General features: G+C 32.1%; 21 protein-coding genes. 4 read left to right on the top strand and 17 right to left on the bottom strand.

Going from position 1 to position 21,690, the window contains the following annotated elements:
* The first annotated feature begins 138 nt into the window (after window positions 1-138).
* From OIU83_RS00585 to OIU83_RS00570, 4 genes are all read left to right on the top strand, one after another.
* A complete protein-coding gene (locus OIU83_RS00585; protein WP_264204343.1) occupies window positions 139-705 on the top strand; it encodes a K(+)-transporting ATPase subunit C in 567 nt (188 codons plus the stop codon).
* A 484-nt stretch (window positions 706-1,189) separates the two neighbouring features.
* Window positions 1,190-2,266 carry a porin gene (locus OIU83_RS00580; protein WP_264204342.1) on the top strand — a complete coding sequence of 359 codons (1,077 nt, stop codon included), beginning with the start codon at window positions 1,190-1,192 and terminating at the stop codon, window positions 2,264-2,266.
* 96 nt (window positions 2,267-2,362) lie between these two features.
* On the top strand, window positions 2,363-3,490 hold the full coding sequence (locus OIU83_RS00575; protein WP_264204341.1) for a sensor protein KdpD: 1,128 nt from the start codon (window positions 2,363-2,365) through the stop codon (window positions 3,488-3,490).
* Between the two features lie 243 nt (window positions 3,491-3,733).
* Window positions 3,734-5,452: an ATP-binding protein gene (locus OIU83_RS00570; RefSeq protein ID WP_264204340.1), complete on the top strand. Its 1,719-nt coding sequence runs from the start codon at window positions 3,734-3,736 to the stop codon at window positions 5,450-5,452.
* A gap of 155 nt (window positions 5,453-5,607) precedes the next feature.
* On the opposite strand, the gene OIU83_RS00565 is transcribed toward OIU83_RS00570, so the two are convergent.
* The 17 genes from OIU83_RS00565 to OIU83_RS00485 all read right to left on the bottom strand — a co-directional run bounded on the left by OIU83_RS00565 (window position 5,608) and on the right by OIU83_RS00485 (window position 21,676).
* Window positions 5,608-7,035 (bottom strand): L-serine ammonia-lyase, encoded by a 1,428-nt coding sequence (locus OIU83_RS00565; RefSeq protein ID WP_264204339.1) that lies wholly within the window; start codon window positions 7,033-7,035, stop codon window positions 5,608-5,610.
* Window positions 7,036-7,360: 325 nt separating this feature from the next.
* The gene (locus tag OIU83_RS00560; protein ID WP_264204338.1) at window positions 7,361-7,807 is read right to left on the bottom strand and encodes a carboxymuconolactone decarboxylase family protein; all 447 of its coding nucleotides are present in this window, start codon (window positions 7,805-7,807) and stop codon (window positions 7,361-7,363) included.
* A gap of 81 nt (window positions 7,808-7,888) precedes the next feature.
* Complete coding sequence (locus tag OIU83_RS00555; RefSeq protein ID WP_264204337.1) at window positions 7,889-8,461, bottom strand: Crp/Fnr family transcriptional regulator; 573 nt, start codon at window positions 8,459-8,461, stop codon at window positions 7,889-7,891.
* 282 nt (window positions 8,462-8,743) lie between these two features.
* Window positions 8,744-9,199: a GyrI-like domain-containing protein gene (locus tag OIU83_RS00550; protein ID WP_264204336.1), complete on the bottom strand. Its 456-nt coding sequence runs from the start codon at window positions 9,197-9,199 to the stop codon at window positions 8,744-8,746.
* Between the two features lie 48 nt (window positions 9,200-9,247).
* Complete coding sequence (locus OIU83_RS00545; RefSeq protein ID WP_264204335.1) at window positions 9,248-9,667, bottom strand: DUF3995 domain-containing protein; 420 nt, start codon at window positions 9,665-9,667, stop codon at window positions 9,248-9,250.
* A 280-nt stretch (window positions 9,668-9,947) separates the two neighbouring features.
* On the bottom strand, window positions 9,948-10,748 hold the full coding sequence (locus OIU83_RS00540; protein WP_264204334.1) for a class I SAM-dependent methyltransferase: 801 nt from the start codon (window positions 10,746-10,748) through the stop codon (window positions 9,948-9,950).
* Between the two features lie 146 nt (window positions 10,749-10,894).
* Window positions 10,895-12,892 carry a serine hydrolase domain-containing protein gene (locus OIU83_RS00535; RefSeq protein WP_264204333.1) on the bottom strand — a complete coding sequence of 666 codons (1,998 nt, stop codon included), beginning with the start codon at window positions 12,890-12,892 and terminating at the stop codon, window positions 10,895-10,897.
* Window positions 12,893-13,043: 151 nt separating this feature from the next.
* Complete coding sequence (locus OIU83_RS00530) at window positions 13,044-14,150, bottom strand: helix-turn-helix domain-containing protein (RefSeq protein WP_264204332.1); 1,107 nt, start codon at window positions 14,148-14,150, stop codon at window positions 13,044-13,046.
* On the bottom strand, window positions 14,143-14,790 hold the full coding sequence (locus OIU83_RS00525) for a Pr6Pr family membrane protein (protein ID WP_264204331.1): 648 nt from the start codon (window positions 14,788-14,790) through the stop codon (window positions 14,143-14,145). The genes OIU83_RS00530 and OIU83_RS00525 overlap by 8 nt, the downstream gene beginning before the upstream one ends.
* Before the next feature lie 42 nt (window positions 14,791-14,832).
* The gene (locus tag OIU83_RS00520; RefSeq protein ID WP_264204330.1) at window positions 14,833-15,483 is read right to left on the bottom strand and encodes a DUF1349 domain-containing protein; all 651 of its coding nucleotides are present in this window, start codon (window positions 15,481-15,483) and stop codon (window positions 14,833-14,835) included.
* Between the two features lie 41 nt (window positions 15,484-15,524).
* Entirely contained in the window at window positions 15,525-15,989 is a 465-nt protein-coding gene (locus tag OIU83_RS00515; RefSeq protein ID WP_264204329.1) for an SRPBCC family protein, read from the bottom strand.
* Window positions 15,990-16,014: 25 nt separating this feature from the next.
* Window positions 16,015-16,773, bottom strand: coding sequence for a methyltransferase domain-containing protein (locus tag OIU83_RS00510; protein WP_264204328.1), 759 nt, complete (start codon window positions 16,771-16,773; stop codon window positions 16,015-16,017).
* Window positions 16,774-17,111: 338 nt separating this feature from the next.
* A complete protein-coding gene (locus tag OIU83_RS00505; protein WP_264204327.1) occupies window positions 17,112-18,848 on the bottom strand; it encodes a CocE/NonD family hydrolase in 1,737 nt (578 codons plus the stop codon).
* Between the two features lie 224 nt (window positions 18,849-19,072).
* Window positions 19,073-19,765, bottom strand: a complete 693-nt coding sequence (locus OIU83_RS00500; protein ID WP_264204326.1) for an aspartate/glutamate racemase family protein — start codon at window positions 19,763-19,765, stop codon at window positions 19,073-19,075.
* 44 nt (window positions 19,766-19,809) lie between these two features.
* Window positions 19,810-20,205, bottom strand: a complete 396-nt coding sequence (locus tag OIU83_RS00495; protein WP_264204325.1) for a DUF5367 domain-containing protein — start codon at window positions 20,203-20,205, stop codon at window positions 19,810-19,812.
* A gap of 12 nt (window positions 20,206-20,217) precedes the next feature.
* Window positions 20,218-20,730 (bottom strand): anthrone oxygenase family protein, encoded by a 513-nt coding sequence (locus OIU83_RS00490; RefSeq protein ID WP_264204324.1) that lies wholly within the window; start codon window positions 20,728-20,730, stop codon window positions 20,218-20,220.
* A gap of 88 nt (window positions 20,731-20,818) precedes the next feature.
* Window positions 20,819-21,676, bottom strand: a complete 858-nt coding sequence (locus tag OIU83_RS00485) for a helix-turn-helix domain-containing protein (protein ID WP_264204323.1) — start codon at window positions 21,674-21,676, stop codon at window positions 20,819-20,821.
* Window positions 21,677-21,690 lie beyond the last annotated feature (14 nt).

Genomic DNA, 21,690 nt, shown 5'->3' with positions numbered 1-21,690 from the left:
TTAAAACTTTGAGACTAAAGCCTTAATATATTATAAAATTTAAAAAATAGGTTCTGAGATACTAAGTTGCTAAGGCTCTAAGGAAAAAACTTAGAAACTTAGAGACTTAGTTCCTTAGAAACTCAAAAAACAAAAACAATGAAAAATATATTTTCAATATTAAAATTTACCCTTCTTACGGTAGTTCTGTTTGCTGTTATTTATCCTTTGGCAATTTATGGAATTGCACAGTTTGCACCAAATCATGGTAAGGGAGAAACTATTTCGGTTGATGGTAAAGTAGTAGGATACCAGAAAATAGGTCAGAAATTTGATAAGTCTAATTATTTCTGGGGTCGTCCTTCGGCAGTAGATTATAATGCTGCAGGAAGTGGTGGAAGCAATAAAGGACCAAGTAATGCCGATTACTTAGCTGTGGTTCAAAAGAGAATTGATACTTTTTTAATCGTTCATCCTTATTTAAGAAAATCGGAAATTCCTGCCGATATGGTTACTGCTTCGGGTAGTGGTTTGGATCCAAATATTTCTCCACAAGGAGCTTTGGTTCAGGTGAAACGGGTTGCCAAAGAAAGAAAATTAGATGAAAATAAAGTAAAAGCTTTGGTTGAATCCAAAATCAATACTCCAAAGATTATGGGGACTCCTACAGTGAACGTTCTGGAGCTAAATGTGGCTCTAGATGCACTTTCTAAAAAAGGTTCTTAGGTTTTATTCTTACAAGGTTTTTAAAACCTTGTAGATATGATAAACTATGCCTAGATACCTAACAGGTTTTGGAAACCTGTTAGGATACAAAACTTGTAAATATGATGATTAATACTAAACCTAACAGCCCCGAAACTTCGGGATAAAAATCTGTTAGCAAGGTTTCTAGTGCTTTGTATGTATGAAAATTTATGGACAAAATATAGATAAACTTGTAGTTGCTTATCTGAGTTTGCCCTTTATGCTCTAACAGGTCTTGGAAACCTGTTAGGATAACTAAAGCCCTTGTTGCCCCAAGTGTTTTAGCCCAGATAGAAGCGGTATCCTTTTTCTGGCTTCTTTAGCCAGGAAAAGATATAGCGGATAGCTGGTCCCGAAACTTCGGGAACTCCTAAAAAAAATCTAATAACAAAAAATGAATAATTAAACCTAAGCGGGTATATAAATCCTGCTGGTTTTTGAATGCCCAAAATTTAAAAATAAAATGAAAAAAATAATACTTACAGCTTTAATAGCTTTCGGATACACAACAATGAATGCTCAAGAAGAATCTAAAAGCCCGTTTACGTTTTCGGGATATATAGATACCTATTACAGTTATGATTTTGGGAATCCTGCAAATCATACTCGGCCAAGTTTTCTTTATAATTATAACAAACACAATGAGGTGAACCTGAATTTAGGTTTGGCAAAAGTGAATTATGTTAAGGATAATGTTCGGGCAAATTTTGCTCTTATGGCAGGAACTTACGCTCAATATAATTTGGCTGCTGAGGAAGGTTTATTAAAAAATGTATATGAGGCTAATGTGGGTGTAAAAATCTCTAAAGAGCATAATCTTTGGGTTGATGCAGGAATTATGCCTTCGCACATTGGTTTTGAAAGCGCTATTGGTAAAGATTGTATGACTCTGACCAGAAGTATCTTGGCAGAAAACTCTCCGTATTATGAAACGGGTGTAAAATTAGGATATACATCTAAGAGCGAAAAATGGTACTTGGCAGTAATGTATTTAAATGGATGGCAACGTATCGAGAAGGTTAAGGGAAATCAGACTCCAGCTTTTGGAACTCAGGTTACTTACAAACCAAATTCGGCAGTTACATTAAACTGGAGTACGTATGTGGGGAATGAATATCCTGATGTGGAGAGAAAATGGAGATATTTTAATGATTTTTACGGACAGTTTAAAGTGTCTGAAAAAGTGAATTTGGTTGCTGGTTTTGATATTGGTGTGCAACAAGCTACTAACGGAAGCTCGGATTATGATGTTTGGTATTCTCCAATTGTTGTGGCTCAGTATAAACCAACAAATAAAATTATGATTGCTGCAAGAGGGGAGTATTATCAAGATAAAAAAGGCGTTATTATCGCCACGGGAACTCCAGACGGGTTTAAAACTTATGGATTTTCGGCAAATTTTGATTATTTAGCTGCAGAAAATGTGATATTTAGATTAGAAGCACGAACTTTGAATAGTAAAGACGATATCTTTTTGAAAAATAATAACCCAACAGATAATAATGTATTCATAACAACATCTTTGGCAATTTCACTTTAAGCTTATTAGAAGTTAGAAGCAAGAGACAAGATTCTTTTTAGAATTATTTTCCATCTTGTTTCTAACTTCTTTAATCTTTTTTTACTGATAAAAAATATGGATAACGAAAAGGAAAATAATGTTAAGCACTTTCTCGATTTAATTCAGAAATCACGTAAAGGAAAGTTTAAGGTCTACATTGGCATGAGTGCTGGTGTAGGCAAAACTTTTCGTATGCTACAGGAAGCACATACGTTATTGAAAAATGGGATCGATGTAAAAATTGGATACATAGAAACGCATAATCGTAAGGAAACACATGAATTACTGGATGGTTTGCCTGTGATTCCGCGTCGTTCTATTTTTTACAAAGGGAAGCAACTGGAAGAAATGGATGTACAAGCCATAATTAATCTACGTCCCGAAGTGGTAATTGTAGATGAATTGGCACATACGAATATAGAAGGCAGCAAGAATGAGAAACGTTGGCAGGATGTTTTGGAGATTTTGGATTCAGGAATAAATGTGATTTCGGCGGTTAATATTCAGCACATCGAGAGTTTAAATCAAGATGTAAAACGAATCACCAATGTAGAGGTTAAGGAGCGAATACCGGATAATGTATTGCGATTGGCAGATGAGGTTGTAAACATCGATTTGACTTCGGAGGATTTGATTGATCGTTTAAAAGATGGTAAAATTTATACTCCGGATAAAATTCAGACTGCATTGAATAATTTTTTTAAAGCAGATCAGATTTTGCAACTGCGGGAATTGGCATTAAAAGAAGTTGCCAGCCAGGTCCTTCGGAAAGTAGAAAATGAAGTTCCGAAAACGCTGGCTTTACGACAAGAAAAATTATTAGCATGTATAAGTAGCAACGATCGAACAGCAAAAATAGTTATTCGAAAAACAGCCCGATTAGCCAGTTACTATAACAGCGATTGGTATGTGTTATATGTTCAGTTGCCAAAGGAAAGCAGTGATAAAATTGCACTTGATAAACAGCGACATTTAATTAATAATTTTAAATTGGCAACACAACTTGGTGCCGAAGTAATAAAAATTGAAAGCACTAATATTACCGATACAATGCTTAAAGTTGTAGAGCAAAAACAAATTACAACTGTTTGCATTGGGAAACCACACTTTAATTTATTTAAAGTGATCTTGTCAACATCGATTTTTAGACGCTTATTGAGCCGTCTTTCTTTATCGAATGTTGACCTTGTTATTTTATCTTAGATGAGAGACTTTAAGATGCAAGATAACAGAAGAAAGATTTTGTAATGATATAATGTAAGTGGGATTAGCTATTTAAGTTATGTAAGTACATATAAGTTTAGTTTTTGGATGGCTTATATTTATTTAAATGTTTTATATGTTTAAAAAATAATTAATGATTTGTTATGTGAATTTATATAAACTGTTCAAAGTGAGTTATATTTATATGTTTAAAAAAAATAATGTTTTGTAAATTAGAGCAAAATGAGAATTAAAACAAAATTAAATTTGGGCGTTGGGTTGTTATTTCTAATGATAATTATCCTTGCATTAGTGAGTGCTTTTTATATTTTTTTGATAAAAGAAGACACCGAAAATATTTTGAAAGCCAATTATAATACGTTGGAGTATTCTAGAAATATGCTCACTTCGCTTGATGAAATAAGCAGCAATGAAGATAAGGCGATTGTTATTTTTAAAGATAATTTGAAGAATCAAATGATCAATGTAACTGAAGCCGGAGAAGATAAGGTAACGTCGAATTTACAAGAGAGTTTTAAAAAATTAGAAAATAACTGGAATGATCAGACATTAAAAAGTCAGATACGTCAGGATATTTTTGCGATTATGAAACTCAATATGAATGCCATAAAACAGAAAAGTGATATTGCCAAACAAACTGCTGAAACTGCCAACTTTTCGATTGCAATTGTAGGCACACTTTGTTTTTTGATTGCTTTTAATCTGCTAATTAATTTGCCTAATAATATTGCAAATCCAATCAAGGAATTAACCGAAAGTATTAAACAAATTGCGAATAAAAATTATTCGGAACGGGTTCATTTTATGAATCATAATGAATATGGAGATTTGGCAAGATCATTTAATACAATGGCCGAAAAACTCGAGGAATATCATGATAGTAATTTATATAAATTATCATTTGAGAAGAAACGACTGGAGACTTTAATAAATAATATGCATGACCCGATTATTGGTCTTGATAATCAAGGGAAAGTTTTGTTTGTAAATAATGAAGCTCTTAAAATTATCGGAATGAAGTCGGAAGAGGTAATTGGAGAATTGGCTTCTACACTGGCTCTAAAAAATGATTTGATGAAATCTTTAATCATCAATGATCTGGAAAGCGCAAAGGCACATCCAATGAAGATTTTTGCCGACGGTAAAGAGAGTTATTTTGATAAAGAGAATGTTAATATTACAATTACTCCAACGGGTGAGGACAAAACAATTAATATAGGCGATGTAATTATTTTACGAAATATTACCATTTTTAAAGAGTTGGATTTTGCCAAAACTAATTTTATTGCGACAGTCTCGCATGAATTAAAAACTCCTATTTCGTCTATAAAATTAAGTCTGCAGCTATTAGAAAATCCTAATACAGGTACTATCAATGACGAGCAAAAACAATTGATAGACAGTATTAAAGATGATAGCCAGAGATTACTAAAAATTACTGGTGAACTACTGGATTTGGCACAATTAGAAACAGGTAATATCAAGCTTAATATTGGGCAATGCAGCCCATATAAAATAATAGAATATGCTCTTGAAGCTGTAAAAGTACAAGCTGAGCAAAAACAAATTGAATTGATTGTCGAAAGTGAGCCTAACTTAGCAGAAATAAAAGCCGACTCGGAGAAAACAACTTGGGTGATGATTAATTTCCTAACAAATGCGATTAGATACTCTTATGAAAAAAGTAGTATTACAGTTAAACTGAAAAAAGAAAAAGATCAGATTGTATTTGAGGTAGTCGATACTGGAAAAGGAATCGATAGTCATTATAAATCCAAAGTATTCGATAAGTTTTTCCAAATCCCCGGAAGTCATAAATCGGGAACCGGATTAGGGTTATCTATCAGTAAAGAGTTTATAGAAGCTCAAAATGGGAAAATCGGAGTAGAAAGCGAATTAGGTCTTGGAAGTTCTTTCTGGTTTAAACTGTTGAAAGCGTAGTTTTTAGTATTCAGTGTTCAGTTTTTTAGTGTTCAGTCACAGTTTGCAGTATTTAATAAAAAAGTAATCAGTAAAAAAAGTGTTCAGTCCTCAGTTTGTATAAACTGAGGACTGAACACTTTTTTTATAACTGAACACGGAACACTTATCACATATTAACAATCCGCCATATTCACAGCAATTGCCAATCCCCCTTCGGAGGTTTCTTTGTATTTGGAATTCATATCTTTTGCAGTTTGCCACATGGTATCGATAACTTTATCCAGAGGCACTTTTGCATTTTTGGAGTCGGTTTCCAGTGCTAGTTCGGCTGCATTGATGGCTTTTATTGCTCCCATAGTATTTCTTTCGATACAAGGAATTTGGACCAATCCACCAATCGGGTCACAGGTTAAACCTAAGTGATGTTCCATGGCGATTTCGGCAGCCATTAATACTTGCGCTGGGGTTCCGCCCATTAATTCGCAAAGCGCTGCTGCTGCCATAGATGATGAAACACCTATTTCGGCTTGACAACCTCCCATTGCGGCAGAAATTGTAGAACCTTTCTTAAAGATGCTTCCTATTTCGCCTGCAACCATCAGGAATTGTTTGATTTCTTTTTCGCCTGCATCATGGTTTTCAATTACTAAATAGTACATTAAAACGGCTGGGATTACGCCGGCACTTCCATTAGTTGGAGCTGTAACGACACGTCCTAAAGCTGCATTTACTTCATTTACTGCAAGTGCAAAACAACTTACCCATTTTAGTATTTGACGAAATTTAACTTCGGTTTTTCTTATTTCTTCCAGCCACGTTTGTGGAGAATTATAATTGGATAAACCGATGAGGTTTTGGTGCATATCAAATGCTCTACGACGTACATTTAATCCACCTGGAAGTATTCCTTCGGAGTGACAACCGATATACATACATTCGAGCATTGTATTCCAAATGCGCATTAATTCATTATTAATGAACTCTTCGGAACGCATGGATTTTTCATTCTCATAAACGATTTCAGAAATTGTTTTGTTTTGAGAAATGGTATAATTTAAAAGTTCTGCAGCATTTTGAATAGGAAACGGAAATGCACATTTTATCTCCGATTTTATTTTGGCATTTTCACGTTCTTCTTTCACCACAAAACCTCCACCAATTGAGTAGAAAACAGATTCGTATTCGGAATCATCTTTGGCGTAGGCCGTAAATTTCAAACCATTGGCATGAAACGGCAAGAATTCTTTATTGAAAATAATATCTTGTAAAAAGAAAAACGGAATCGTAAGTTCGTTTCCAAGTATAATTGTATTAGTATCTTCAATAGTTTTGATGATTCCAGCAATATCATTTATCGGAATATATTCGGGGTCTTGACCGCTTAAACCTAACATAACCGCCAAATCGGTAGCGTGACCTTTTCCGGTTAAGGAAAGAGAACCATACAAATCGACTTTGACACGAGTGGTTTGAGAAAATAGATTTTCACTTTTTAATTCAGCAAGAAAACGTTCTGCTGCACGCCAAGGTCCAAGAGTGTGTGAACTTGATGGTCCAACACCAATCTTAAGCATATCAAAAACCGATATACATTCTTCCATTATACTATAATTTTGTTATCACAAAGATAATTGAATAATGCAAAGAATTTAAAAGATGAATTGTTAATGTTGCATATTTATTAAAATTTGTATTTAATATTAATAATTTGGCAATAAAATAATAATGTAAAAATTATTAGATGTAATATTTTAAAGATATAAAAAATAACGTTTCCAATATTTTTAAGGTAATAAAGCCATTTAAAACATTGGTTTTTAGTTGCGTTTGGAATGCTGATTTTATGGAACCATTAAGAGAGTAAGAAAATTTAGAGTTGGATTTTAATGTGTATTAATCTCTTAATGGTTGAAACTTTTTAATTTTTTAACGATTTAAAACTGGTTTCATTTCTGCTGTAATACCAATTCTGTTTAATGCATTCATGCTTATGATTGCTAATATAATTTGCGAAAGATACTTTTCATCAAATAGACTAGCTGCTTTTTGATAGGTTTCATCAGAAACTACGCCATTGCTAATTAATGTAATTTCTTCGGTCAAAGCCAAAATTGCTTTTTCTTCTTCGGTATAAAAATTAGTTTCTCTCCAAGCATTTAGTAAATAAATGCGTTGCTCGGTTTCGCCATATTTTCTGGCATCTTTTGTATGCAAGTCGATACAATAGGCACAACCATTTATTTGTGAAGTTCTAATTTTTATTAACTCGTTATGCGTGTTGGTCAGTTGGGTTGATTCAAGGTGTAGGTTTAAAGTTTGAAGTGCTTTAACTGCTGCTGGAACAATTTCACCAATTTTAATTCTGTTGCTCATTATTTCTATGTTTTTTAATTATTAAACAAAGGTATTTACATGAATAATGAAAAATCTTAAGCTGGTTTAAGAAATGATTTCTCAGTCTGTTTTTTTTCTTATTTCGCTTAAATATTCGGGAGTTAAATTTAAATGAGATGCCAACATATATTGTGGAATTCGTTGAACGAACTCTGGAAATCTTGACGCAAAATGCTGATAACTTTCTTCTTTGGAAAAGTCGAACAAGTATTTTATTCGCATTTGTGCAGCCGAATAGGCTTTGAGTAAAATGAGTCGGAAGTAACGTTCTAGCTGTGGTAATTGGCTAAAAACTTTTTCTTGATTGTGATAATCAAAAACATAAACTACCGTGTTTTCTATTGCCTGAATATAAAATTGTGATGGCGATTGTGTATCAAAACTCATATAATCGGAAATCCACCAGTTTTCGATAGCAAACTGGGTAATTTGTTCGGTTCCTTTTTCATTGATAAAGAAGAAACGCAAACAGCCTTTTTCTACAAAATATAGCGAAGAGCATATTTGACCTTCTTCTAGTAAATAGCTTTTCTTTTTTATGGAAATAGGCTTGATATTAGCCAAAACTAATTGGGTTTGTTCATCGTTTAATTCGATGTACTTTTTTATGTGTTGAATTAGGTTTGGTTGCATTATTGTTTTGTTTTAATAAAAGTATAACTTGGTGAGTGTAGTTATTCTTAACACATAGAAACATAGTTTTTGGTAAACTCAAAAAAGGCGTTTCACTTATTTAAAAAGCACAGAACTAGCTATGTGAAAGAAATGTGTTTCTTTTTGTATTCTTTATTTTATATATAAAATCTATGTTTCTATGTGTTAAATACAATAATAACAAATTCTCGTAAAGTCGCAAATAAAACAGATTATATAAACTAAAAACTTTGTGTTTTTGCTAGAGAATTTAAAAAATAATTAAATAGCTATAAAAATAGGTACTTCGGCATTTTCTGGATTGGATGCTTTTTCGCCGTATATCTCAAAATCGGCAGTATATTTTCTGTTGAGGTCGGTATTCCAAATTTCTATCCATTTCTGGATTACAATACCGTGGGCTAAGTTTCCTTTGGCTGTAAATTGTTTGTAGGTTTCTTTTGCAATAGTTTTTCCAGTCATTCCGGTTGGAATATTGTCTAAACTCAAAACTTTGCAACCTAAAATCGTAGTGTATGGTTTTGTATAATCTTTTTCATATTCGGTGTAGACAGAATAGATGGAATTATCTATTTTATTCGGAATGTTTTCTATTGTATTTTCGGTCATGAATTTATTCCATAGCGCTGGAATATCCGTTGCAGATTGTTCATTTTCATTGGTTGTTCTTACCGATAATCCGATAATAAAAAACTCTTCGATAGTAATTAATTCCATTTTGATTTCAAATTATATTGTTATTATATGTAAAAGTAGCGCAAAAAATCATGTTGTTAACGCTAATGCTAAAAGCGAAATTAATAAACATAGTGGAGAGAAGTATTTTGTATCCATTTGTGCAAATTTTGTGGTTTTGACTTTTTTGAAAAATCCCACGTACTTAAAATCACCAATAGCTCTTATCATAAATAATATCAAAATAAACCATATACCACATTCTTGTAACCAATTAGGTAAACTATAGGCTATGATTCGTGATTTTATTAAAACTAAAACCGAAAGAATAAGCAGTGCAATGGCAACTACCATACATTCTTTTAGTTTTGGATTTATTACTTTTTCATTATTTTCGGTTGTTGGTATTGCGGCATCGTTTCCCCATTTCCCTCCAAATCCCCAATAAATATGAATTCCTGATAGAAATAGAAAAATGGCGACTAGAATTGATCCAATTGCTGTTTGCATAATGTGATGATTTTAATGATTAAATTATCCAAGTATTCTCAAAAATATAATTCAATCAAATTGTTTTAACCATATAAGTTCATTTAAGTTTACAAAGTAAATAGTCTGTAGAGGAACGCGGATTAAACGGATTCGCTATCGCGTAAACACGGATTAAACGGATTTTTTATCTATTATTTTTTAAAATCCTTATCACCCGCGTTCCTTTTGCAAAGAGTTAGATAGAATTAGTCATGCTTATATTTACTCACATCTCTTATATGTTTAATTTTTGAGCTTGCTATTTTTTTGTTGCAACTATAGAATACACCATTGGGATTTTATTATCCAAATGTTTTATTCTGTATTTTTTTGGTTCAAACTCGATTGTGTTACTGAAGCAATTGTATGGCGAATAATCAAATTCATTTAGGGAATTTAGTTCCAGCCCGTTTTTAATTAAGCTATTTATTACTTCGCTCATACCATGATTCCAGCATACATATTCTAGTTGTATTGGTGCATTCTTATCAGCATAAGTTCCTTCTTGAGTTTCTATTATTGCTCCCGAATTGAAATAATTATATCCTATTTTTTCAAAATTATCATCAAACATCCACACTACTGGGTGAAATTCGGCAAAGACTAACTTACCATTTGGGTTAAGGAAATCCGAAATTAATTTTGCCCATTTGTCAAGATCCGGTAACCAAGGGATTGCTCCGTAACTTGTAAATACAATGTCGAATTTCTGGTTTAAATGGTTTGGTAAATCATAAATATCGCAACATATAAATGTTGCAGATGAATTAGCTTTTTTAGCAAGTTTATTGGCACTACCTATAGCTTTGTCGGATAAATCTACGCCAGTAACATTTGCACCAAGTCTTGCCAAAGAAATACTATCTTGACCAAAGTGACATTGCAAATGCAATATCGATTTTCCTTTTATATCTCTTAGTAATTCTAATTCGATACTGTTTAAAGAAGTATTTCCTTTTAGGAAACCTTCGATATCATAAAATTCAGATTTAAGATGGGATTCGACCCGACTGTTCCATGATTCTTTATTAATTTCTATATAATTATTTTCAAGGCTCATTTTTTTATATAAAGTTTACGAGTTAGGGATATTTCCTGTTATTTAAGCTAATTTATCAATTAATTATTGAAATGAAGAGGACTTTCTAAAAAGTTCATCTTCTTAGAAAGTCCTTAATCTTATATTAACTTTGTAAAGGAAAATTTTTATTCCATTTTCTTGAATCTTATAGTTGCTTTGGCACCAGAAATTTTGCATTCTGTAATTATAGATTCTTCATTTTTTATAAATTCAATTTTATGGAAGTACCATTCGCTACCAATAAAAGTATCAGGCTGAAATGGTTTTAGAGTTATATCTGAATTTCGAATATGTGTTGCCGTAAGAATGTTATCTTTGATGATAAATGTATATTCAGTATTTAATTCTTCGCTGTAATAACGACCAGTATATTGGGATAATTGCACTTTCGTTTTATCAAATGGTTTTATTAGGATTTTTTTTCCGTTGTATATAAAATCTGCAACTTTAAATTTTAATAAATCGATTTGTTGTCCGTTGGTTTTATAAAATGAAATTTTATTGTTACCAATCATAAATTCGCTCTCGGATATTGCTTGTAAAGGTTTCTTTTGATTGTCATCGGAGGTTTGCAAATACAGTTTATCGGCATTTTGGGTTATACTAAAAATCAAACCAGGAAGCACTTCATAATCTCCAATGTAGGATTGTAAAGTAGTATTGCTTATTGTGATTTTATCAGATTTATTTTCAGGAGTTGTTTCTGTAAGTTTATTTTCCAAGTAATAGTCTACAATTTTATACACAATGTCCAATGGATTAAAAGCTTCGGAATTTGACATAATTACTACAGAAAATTTTTCTTCGGGAATTCGTAATAAATAAGAACGATATCCGGCATCACCGCCACCATGGAAAATAACATTAAGACCTTTGTATTTTTTTATTTCCTGTCCCAAAGCATACGATATTTTTTCGCCGTTATTGAGTACGCCTTGTTTTTTCATTTTATTGAAGATAATCGTATCTCCTACAATTGGTTTTTCAAAATTCAATGCCCATAAACTTAAGTCTTCGATAGTTGTTGATAATCCTGTGGACCCTACGATAGAATAATTTAAGATGCTTTTCTTAAAGGTATCTCCAATAGGGGAATAGGAGTATACTCTGTTTTTGATTATTTTTTCGTAATCGTCCAAGAAGAAAGAATTATTCATTTTTAAAGGTTTGAATATTCGTTCGGCAGTAAAGTCTGAGAACTTTTTACCTGATACTCTTTCTACAATTTTTGCCAATAATACAAAGCCTGAGTTGCAATACTCGTATTGTGAACCCGGAATGAAATTTAATTCTTTTTGATTTGTAATGAGTTTAAAAACTTGCTCATTTGTAATTACATCATCTAATCGTGTTCCCGAAAGACATATTAAATCGCCTTGGTCGCGTATTCCACTAGTGTGATTAGCAAGATTTCGGATTGTTATTTTATATCCAAAATCGGTTAACTCCGGAATGTATTTTCTGACATCATCATCCAGTGATAATTTGCCTTCTTTTTCTAATAATAGTATTGAGAATGCAGTGAATTGTTTGGATACCGAAGCGATACTAAATATAGAAGTAGGGGTTATAGGGATGTTATATTCCAGATTTGAGGATCCAAATCCTTTTTTATATACGATTGTTCCGTCTTTAACAACTGCAACCGCAACTCCTGGAGCATTTATATTATCATATCTGGTTAAAAGTTCATCTACTTTTTCATTTGGAGTAATTGCTTTTGGGCTTGTTTTTTGAAAATTTAATTCATATTTTCCTTTTTGAGAATTTTCTTCAAGGGTTTTTATCTCTATTAAATAATCTCCTTTTTTGGTTGAATTTATAGTAAATAGTTCATCGCCAAATGCACCATTTGGACTATCAAAATCAGCAATTTTATTATTATTGGTATCATAAGTTGTTATTATTACATCAGCATTTTGTTGTTTTAATCTAAAAAAAGCAAACTGATTCTTTTCTAATTTTAATTTGTAGTGATGTATTTCTTTTGATGAAATTTCAGATGTTACCGGCACATTTATTTTCAAGACTCCTTTGTTTATTTGAGCATTCAATCCAATTATCTGAAAAGAAGTGAACAGTATCCAAATGGATAACATTTTAATTTTGATTAATTTTTTCATAGCTTTTGGTTTTAATATGTTTTAAAATTCAAAACAAATTTGCGGCAGAAAATCTGGATAGGCGACCGATTAAAAAAGTCGAACCATTTTTTATTAAAAAAAAACAGTTCGACTTTTATATAAAGAAGGATGACTTTTTGTGAAAACGTTATTATGACTGGCTTCTAAAGGCTGTAGGTGTAAGATTTGTATATTTCTTAAATGAAGTATTAAATGAAGATTTTGAATTAAAACCAACTTCATATAAGATTTCCAAAACAGTAAGATTCTTTTTTGAAGGATCACTCAGGATTTTCATAGCTTTTTTAATGCGATATTCATTTACAAAATCAAAAAAATGGAGATTCATATGATGATTGATTAGTATAGATAAATCTCGTACTGGCATTTTTATCTGCGTGGCAAGTTCTTGTATCGTAAGTGAAGGTTCTAGAAAGGGTTCTTCCTCTTCCATATATTTTTTTAGCAATGCAATATGAGTCTGAATAATTAAATTATTCTCTGATTCTGGAAGTATATCTTTTACCAATTGTAATTTGGAATCGATTCCTCTAAAAAGTTCTGGATTGTTCAACGCTTTTAGTACAAACCAACAAGTAATAAACAAAACTCCAATTCCTATAATTACATTTATCCCAATGAAGATTTCATTATAATCACTATATCTTAAGAGGTCTCGGGTAATAACGATCGAATGGGCGATTAAAAAACACACCATTATTTGTAATAACCATTTGTATAATGACGTATTTGGATTTGCATAATTTTCCAGATATATTTCTTTATACTTTTTCAAGGTTAAAAAGATTGCAATAATATAAAATGCATATTGTAGCTCACCTATAATATGGGAAAAATAGATTTCGGGCATTTGCTGTAAATGTTCGAAAAAGTACTTTTTATCGGCATCATTGGCTAAATATAACCTTGGTGTTAAAACTAAATTAAAAACTACAAACGGAATTGTATGTAATAAGTGTTTAGGTTTTAATTGAAAATCATTATAACAAAGTGAGATTACATAAAGATAGAATATTGGCATACTCAGCAAATAGAAGGAGAGTCTGAAATAATCCAAATTAATGAAGCTGTAATTTAAAAAACCGCTGGTGTCAAGGGCATTTAAAAGAAGAAATATTGCAAATAATCGGTTTGCCAGTTTGTTTTTCGTTTTTACGGTTAGTAAAAAGAAAGCAAAAAGTAATGAAACGAAAACTGCAATCGTTGCTATTAAATTTAAAAAGTCGAATTTATCCATTCTTTTTAATTTTGATTTCTTTTATCGGATCTTTTTTAATTGATTTTTTTGCAATAGCAATAAAAATAACAGCTATAAAAGCAAAGAATATGGCAATAAATAATGCGTTTACAATCACTCTTTCATATCCTAATGCATTTACATCGACAAAAGGGTATGGGTAAAAGCTGGAAATGCTTCCTCGTATCAAAATGTAAATACAATAGATAAGCGGATAAATTAACCAGGATCCTATAAAGCTCCATTTTAGAGATTTTTTGTCTTCATAAAGCCACCAATAAATAATAAATAGCACAGGAATAAAACTGTGCAGTAATTCATTTACTATAAACTGCAATCCTTCTGGGTTCCAAATATGTCTTAGCAAGAACTGGTATATAATCCCTAAACTGGTTATATATATCGTAATGGCTGTAAGCACGCCTGGTTTGGCAAAGAATCTTTTTAATGTATTTTTTTTATTTAAAAGATTTGCAGTAAAATATAGTGCGACCAGTATATTGGTAAGTATTGTAAAATAACTAAAAAAACGAATAACGGTTTCTTCAATCGAAGCGACTCTATTTTCGATAGAAAGATAAAATTGACCGATTATAGCAAACCAACATACTATTGTGCCAAATATGGAGAAGTTTCTCATGCGTTTCTCGTGTTATGTATTCGCAATAGCGATAATTTAAAATTATTCGGGATTGTTTTTCAACCATTCGATACGACGTTGGTCTGGTAAATGTTTTACTGTAAAGTTTTCAAATTTTGCTTCAAATCCTTTTCCATCAGGACAAGCGGCCATTAATCCTACCATTACTGGAGCATTATCCTCAAGTGGCGCATTGCGTGTCATGATGTATGTTTTATCATCATAGGAATAATAAATTTCGAGAGCGTCTAATCGTCGTATTACTTTTATCCAGATATATGGTGGTACTTTATCTAGTGTTGTTACACTCCAATCGCTTTTTCCGTGTGTAACTACGGTGCTGATATTGAATTTTCCGTCTACAAATTCGACTCCTGTTTTTATGTAGTTTTTATGATCTGTGCGAATCATTAATCCCATTTGGTCAAAACGAACTTTGTACGCGCCTGTTAGTTTTACTTTGGCTTCAAATTCTCCTCCGTATGTTGTGTAGTAAAACGGTGCATCATCGACTGTAAAACCATAATGCGAAATTCTCCAGTAATCGCTTTGTGGCGTTACGGTCATGCTTAGGCTATTGTTTTTTATTTCCCATTTGGCTGGTTCATTAAACCATTGCATTTTTTCCAGAGTTTGTGCTAAAATTGATTGGGCAGATAGTAATGTAAAGAGTCCTAGAATAATTTTTTTCATTTGTTTGTAGATGTAATTAGATAATAGTTTTTGGTGTTTTTTTATTTATTAAAAGCTTCTTTTGGGAATTTATCGGCTATAAGATTTAGGTTGATGTTATGCTCTAAACAGGCTTTTAGCCCATCAAGAACTGTAGTAAATCCGCCTGTAGAATCTTTGATTATATTTAGGAGTTCGTCACCTTCTTTATCAAAACCATAATTTTTGATAACTATATAAGTTGTATCATCAGTTATTTTTCTGAATTCGAAATCAACGGTTGTTTTAGGTTCGTTCCATTCGATAGAAATCTTTTCGTTTTCGATAATTTCTTTTACAAAAACGGTAGTCGATACGTTGTACATTTCCCATTCCCAGATAATGTTTTTACCTACAGCGAGTGTATCACTGCCTTTTGTAAACCAAAAATTCTTGGTTACATTCGGATCTATAAATGCATTAAAAACAATTGCTGCTGGTTTTCTTATCAGCATTTGGGCTTCAACAGATTTTGGATTACTACTCATTTCGTTATTTTTTTCTAGTTATAGTTTAGAATTTTGCATATAAAAGGATTCTTTTGAACGCATATAATGATGGCGTTTTAGGAAACTTTTTGGCGATTCTGTTTTTAAATTCCTGGATGAATTGTTCTTTTATTTCACCTTTTAATCTCTCAAAATAGGGAACTAAGGTTGAACCCAGAATAAACTCATATAATTCGTCATGTGAGTTGGCTATCATAGGATATACCTTTTGGTAAATAACTATATCCGTACCACTATTTTCGAATAAAATTTGGGCGTAATCATCCATTGTAAGTACAGGTGAAAGTCGTTTCCAATTATTCAATGCACTTTTGTACGGTTCTTCCTGTACTAATTCGAGTACTATCTGATTGAGTAAATTCTCGTTCTGACAAGGCATTTGGATTGCCAATTGTCCATCGGGATTTAATAATGATATAATTTTAGGAAATAATTCTTCGTGATTGTCTACCCATTGTATGGATGCATTTGCGAAAACTAAATCCCATTTTTCTCCCGTATTGATTTGTTCTTCGATAGTTTTTTGGTCAAATTGTATCGAGGTAAACTCTATGGCTTTCTCCAGCATTTCTTTCGAAGAATCGATACCTTTTACTGAAGGATTGGTAAGTTTTTTGGATAACATATTGGTTAACTCTCCGGTTCCGCAACCTAAATCAATTACTTTCATATTTGGTTTATCCAGAATATGGGCAGCCAAATCAAAGAAAGGTTTGTAGCGAAGGGCTTTAAACTCGTTATATTTTTCAGGATTCCATGCCATAATTTACAGAGGTTTTATGTTGCAAACGAAGTTAAGGAAATTTAAGTTTTTATTTAGTTAAAAAAAGGAATCTATAGTTTGAAAATTAACAGCAAAGAGTGCAAGGATTTTCGCAGGGTTCGCAATCCCGAAGCTTCGGGATGAAATCTGTGGTTAAAAAACGGTACACGGATAAAACGGATTCGCTTAGGCGAAAACGCGGATAAAAACGAATTTTTTTATTGGTTTAAAAATCTGTTTTTGTCTGCGTCTTTACTTTTGTGAATCCGTTTTATCTGCGTTTCTTTTATAAATTATCTGTGGTAGTAAATAATTTAACTCAATGAAGTTTATCTTTTCTAGTTTTTCCAGATTGGAATCTTAACAAAACTATCATTATACCATTTTATTTTTAGGGGTTCTTTGGCATCTTTGATGGTTTCGTCGCTTACGTCTTTACCTGTTCCGTAATTTAATTGTGCGAAAGCATTTTTGTTTACATTTATTACTACAAGTAAGCGGCTTCCTTTGCTTAATTGCTTGCTTACTAACCTAGTATTTGTAAACGGAATACTTTCTATTTTGTTTGGCACAAGAAGGTTTCGAGTTGTAATATCTTTTGCATAACTGGCTCTGCCTAAAAAGTATGATAAGTGAAAGTATTCGCCATTAGGCATCACTTCGTATAATACTACGCCTATATCCATATCTTTTTTATTGATAAGGGCTTTTATTTCGCCTTCAAAAGCACCATTAACTACAATTGGTTTATCAAGCGGTTCGCTTATAAAAAAATAGCCATTTATAGTATCGAGTTCTTTGCGGATGATAGGATCTGGATAATAATCATTATTGCTAATTTCTCTGTTGGCAAAATCTACTTCCTGAGGTAAGAATCCAGATTTGGCTGGCTTTTTATCGGATAATAAATACTTATCTTTCGATTTTGTGTTGGTTAAATATAATTTAAGAAAACCATTACTCATTTTTTCTAATGATGGTGCATGCCTCCATTCATTTGCGCCCATTACTTCGTAGTTTATTTTATCTTTTAAAACATTAGGTTTAGCACTATCTTTAAGAATGTAGTTAAACCATTCGTAGGTTAGTTTTTTGGTATTAAAAATTGCTATAGGATCTACTTTATATTCGTTTATAATTGGGTCTCCACCTTTTTGTGCACCAAAATGGCCATAAGGTCCAATAACAAGATAATGTTCGGCATTTTTATTGTACTTAACGTGCTCTCTTAAATAGTATAAACTAGATATTTGGGAATCATTATAATAACCATCTATAGATAAAATAGGGATGTTTATTTGAGCAAATTCTTCTTTGTAGGGAACCATATCTTGCCAGTATTTATCGTAACCGGGATGTAACAACCACTTTTGTAAATACTTATTTGACGTACCATCTATGCTGTCAATTTTGCGATAAGCAACACCCGAGTTCCACCATCTGTCTTGCATGGTTCGGAAACGTTTTCTGTCATTTCCCACAACAGTATCCAAAGTTTTATTATTGGTTACATAAAATGCCCATTCGTAATTTGGATTTATAAAAATGCTATTTTCCATCGGTAAACCCATTCCGGCTCTGTTGGCAACATAAGGAACAATTGTTTTAAGTGCAGGATGAAGTTTTTTTGTCGATGCCCATTGTGTAAAACCGTTGTAACTACCGCCATACATTCCAACTTTTCCGTTACACCATGATTGCTTGCTGATCCAATCGATAACAGCATAGGAATCTTTACCATCATGCTCGTATGGAAATATTTCATCGGGACTAAATCTTTTTCCTCTCGAATAAGCCATAACTCCAATATAACCATTATCTACGGCTTCTTTTAGTCCTTTAATATCTCTATCGCGAACATAAATTGTAAATTGTAAAATAACGGGTTGAGGGGTGGTTATTCCTTTTTTGCGAACTACAATTGCCGAGATTAAGGCTCCATCTCTGGTTTTAATTAAAACATCATCCTGAATATCATAAAGTGTTTTGTCGTCTGGTTTTGTACTATTTACTTGTTGTGCTGAGGTATTGAAAACGATAAGAAAAAGAAATATAAAATTCAGGAATACTTTCATTTAGGTTGGTTTAGGCGTGTTTTTTATTAACGTTTTCTAGTAATAAAAGTTGTGTAGTTATTCGTAAATCAATTAATTATAATGTGAATTTTAAATATATAAATTTAAGGTATCAACCAAAGGGTTAACCATATAAGTGATGTAAGTGAATATAAGCATGATAAATCAGCGCTAACTTAAATGAGTTTATATCATTTATATGGAAAACAATTTCAGTATAATTTTTATTTCTCTAATGAAAATGCTACAGCAGCTTTTGAGTGTAATACTACTGTATCGAATGTAGGGATGGCAACATCTTCGGGTTTTATAATAAGAGGAATTTCGGTGCAACCAAGAATGATTCCTTCTGCTCCATTTTGTATTAATTTATCGATAATTTCTAAGTATCGTTTTTTTGTTTTTTCGGTTACAATTCCTTTTCCTAATTCTTCAAAAACAGTCATGTGTACAAAATCTCTGTCTTCATCATTTGGAATAATTGTTTCGATACCTCTATCGGTAAGTTTCGATTTAAAGAAATCAAGTTCCATCGTAAATTTAGTTCCAAGTAACCCCACTTTTTTCAATCCCGTTTTTTCAATTTCTGCAGCAGTTACTGTGGCAATATGTATTAGTGGGATTCCGATTTCTTTTTCGAGTCGGTCGGCAATATGATGCATAGTATTTGCACATAATATAATTGCCGTTGCTCCCGAAGATTTTAAGTGTTTGCAAGCTTCATATAACATCTGGAAGGTTTTCTCCCAATCATTGGCATCATTATTTTTTTTGATGTCTTCATAATTAAAGGAGTGAATAATGCACTGAGAAAAGTTTAATCCACCCAATTTTTCATTTATTCCTTCATTGATAAGTTTGTAATAATCTACGGTCGATACCCAACTGATTCCGCCAATAAGCCCTAATGTTTGCATGTTTTGTTTGAACTTTATATTGTTTGTACTGATTTAAAAACTGATTATATGTTTTGTAATTTGGTTTTAATCTTTAATTTCCAATAAAAGTATACAATAGTAACAACCTCTGCAACAATAATCCAGAGGAATTTGCTAGTAAAAAAACTATGATAAGTTCCCTGATTTGGGATTATGGTAAACGGCACCGTTATAAACACGTCAAGAGTTAAAGCTGTTGTAACTATAATTAAGCCAACGATGAATCCGTTGGTTTTATTTCGGTTTTTATAGAAGATAAAAGCACCGAGAATTGTAAACGGAATTGCCAATGGTACAACAATCAGGAATTGTTGCAATACAGAATCTTTGATGTTTGGGATATAACTCAGTATTGTGAAAGTACTAAATATCATTAGCCAGATTAATGCTCCAACTAAAATTGCCCTAATTTTTGTCATTTTATTCTAATATTAAAGGTTATTATTTCTGAACAAACACACGATAATTAATAAAAAGAATGATAGTACCGATGTTATGGTTCTAATTAAGTGCAGGTTATTCCATTTAAGTTCAAATTTATCTCTTAGACTTCTTGCATCTTCCAGAGATATATTGGTTAAATCAGTCTTTTCTAGAAGATTATTTAGCGGAATATTCCCCATGACGGTTACCAGAAATACGCCTGCAAAATATAATATTGCTGCAGCAAGTAGCAACCAAAAGATGTAGCTATAGTGTGATTTATAAAGGTAAGCTGTAGCAAATGATAAAAAGAGAGGACTAATAAATATCACAAAAAATAATGGGTTTAAAATAGTTTTGTTCATGTTCTGGAAAGCACAGAGATAATTAATATCATCAAGCCTGCCTATACCCGGAGTTATGGCATTTGCCCAAGTAAAAAAGATTCCAGCCAAAAGACCAGTAAATAATGTGGTAAATAATAAAACAATCATTTTTGTGTCGATAATAAATGGTTCCATGATTATGTTGTTTGGTTAACAAAATAAAATTAAAACTATTGACTATCAGGTATTTGTTTTAAAGGGATTAAAATTTGTTCGAAAAGAATTATTTTTTTAGTTCGCTTGGTCGTACGCCAAATTTTTTATGAAAAGCATTCGAGAACGAACTCAAACTTTCGTAGCCTACAAACCAAGCAGTTTCCTGAATGTTCTTGTCGGTGCTGCTTAATAATTCATGCGCTTTATTTAGTCGTTGTTCCTGAAGGTATTTAAATACAGGAATGCCAAAGAGTTCTTTAAAATTCTTTTTGAGTTTGTTGTTGTTCAAACCAATTTGCTTAGATAACTCACTTAATGAGGGTGGAGCAGCTATGTTTTGGGTTATGATTTCTTTTGCCTGAAAGAGTTTATCGCGGTCAATTTTTTTGATATTTTCTTCTTTTTCGGTAGAGAGATGTGCAAAGAAATGTGCCAGTAATTCGGTTATTTGGCTTTTAAGAAACATTAATCTTGTGTCTCCTTTATATTGGGTATTAAATATTTTTTGAACTGCGTTTTGCATGTCGGGCGACATATAAAAGCTTGGTCCTTCTACAAAGTTGGCTTCAGGATGCAAGAGTTGTTGTAAATATTCGGAGAAGATTTCGCTTTCGCGTTCTGGCAGCGTATCAAGATTTTTTATCTTCATAAATACGCTAATAGATTGCAATGGTTTATTAGGCGATATTTTGTGAGCAAATCCTACTTTGCTATTGCCGAAAAACGAAATTGCAATTCCTGTTGTATTGTTTATAATTATATTCTTGTTTTCATACGTAATTTCCAATTCAACATTTCCTGAACCATAGAAAGCAAAACCAACAGCGTCACCATCGATTTCGCATTTTTCGATAATCGTTTTTTCAGCATTTGATTGCTCGATTAAAACGACAAAGTTGTTTATTTCTATGATATCTGTTGTCATGGAATATGGATTAA

Origin of the sequence: Flavobacterium shii, assembly GCF_025847235.1 — a bacterium.
GTDB lineage: Bacteria > Bacteroidota > Bacteroidia > Flavobacteriales > Flavobacteriaceae > Flavobacterium > Flavobacterium shii.
The sequence above is the reverse complement of the archived record's forward strand: the minus strand, read 5'-3'. Positions and strand labels throughout refer to the sequence as shown.

What these genes read in the sequence shown, in the direction of transcription:
- OIU83_RS00485 (WP_264204323.1), bottom strand. Translation starts at nt 21,676, where the DNA reads ATGACAACAGATATCATAGAAATAAACAACTTTGTCGTTTTAATCGAG.
- OIU83_RS00570 (WP_264204340.1), top strand. Translation starts at nt 3,734, where the DNA reads ATGAGAATTAAAACAAAATTAAATTTGGGCGTTGGGTTGTTATTTCTA.
- OIU83_RS00495 (WP_264204325.1), bottom strand. Translation starts at nt 20,205, where the DNA reads ATGACAAAAATTAGGGCAATTTTAGTTGGAGCATTAATCTGGCTAATG.
- OIU83_RS00520 (WP_264204330.1), bottom strand. Translation starts at nt 15,483, where the DNA reads ATGAAAAAAATTATTCTAGGACTCTTTACATTACTATCTGCCCAATCA.
- OIU83_RS00585 (WP_264204343.1), top strand. Translation starts at nt 139, where the DNA reads ATGAAAAATATATTTTCAATATTAAAATTTACCCTTCTTACGGTAGTT.
- OIU83_RS00530 (WP_264204332.1), bottom strand. Translation starts at nt 14,150, where the DNA reads ATGGATAAATTCGACTTTTTAAATTTAATAGCAACGATTGCAGTTTTC.
- OIU83_RS00490 (WP_264204324.1), bottom strand. Translation starts at nt 20,730, where the DNA reads ATGGAACCATTTATTATCGACACAAAAATGATTGTTTTATTATTTACC.
- OIU83_RS00510 (WP_264204328.1), bottom strand. Translation starts at nt 16,773, where the DNA reads ATGGCATGGAATCCTGAAAAATATAACGAGTTTAAAGCCCTTCGCTAC.
- OIU83_RS00565 (WP_264204339.1), bottom strand. Translation starts at nt 7,035, where the DNA reads ATGGAAGAATGTATATCGGTTTTTGATATGCTTAAGATTGGTGTTGGA.
- OIU83_RS00505 (WP_264204327.1), bottom strand. Translation starts at nt 18,848, where the DNA reads ATGAAAGTATTCCTGAATTTTATATTTCTTTTTCTTATCGTTTTCAAT.
- OIU83_RS00500 (WP_264204326.1), bottom strand. Translation starts at nt 19,765, where the DNA reads ATGCAAACATTAGGGCTTATTGGCGGAATCAGTTGGGTATCGACCGTA.
- OIU83_RS00525 (WP_264204331.1), bottom strand. Translation starts at nt 14,790, where the DNA reads ATGAGAAACTTCTCCATATTTGGCACAATAGTATGTTGGTTTGCTATA.
- OIU83_RS00560 (WP_264204338.1), bottom strand. Translation starts at nt 7,807, where the DNA reads ATGAGCAACAGAATTAAAATTGGTGAAATTGTTCCAGCAGCAGTTAAA.
- OIU83_RS00575 (WP_264204341.1), top strand. Translation starts at nt 2,363, where the DNA reads ATGGATAACGAAAAGGAAAATAATGTTAAGCACTTTCTCGATTTAATT.
- OIU83_RS00540 (WP_264204334.1), bottom strand. Translation starts at nt 10,748, where the DNA reads ATGAGCCTTGAAAATAATTATATAGAAATTAATAAAGAATCATGGAAC.
- OIU83_RS00555 (WP_264204337.1), bottom strand. Translation starts at nt 8,461, where the DNA reads ATGCAACCAAACCTAATTCAACACATAAAAAAGTACATCGAATTAAAC.
- OIU83_RS00580 (WP_264204342.1), top strand. Translation starts at nt 1,190, where the DNA reads ATGAAAAAAATAATACTTACAGCTTTAATAGCTTTCGGATACACAACA.
- OIU83_RS00535 (WP_264204333.1), bottom strand. Translation starts at nt 12,892, where the DNA reads ATGAAAAAATTAATCAAAATTAAAATGTTATCCATTTGGATACTGTTC.
- OIU83_RS00550 (WP_264204336.1), bottom strand. Translation starts at nt 9,199, where the DNA reads ATGGAATTAATTACTATCGAAGAGTTTTTTATTATCGGATTATCGGTA.
- OIU83_RS00545 (WP_264204335.1), bottom strand. Translation starts at nt 9,667, where the DNA reads ATGCAAACAGCAATTGGATCAATTCTAGTCGCCATTTTTCTATTTCTA.
- OIU83_RS00515 (WP_264204329.1), bottom strand. Translation starts at nt 15,989, where the DNA reads ATGAGTAGTAATCCAAAATCTGTTGAAGCCCAAATGCTGATAAGAAAA.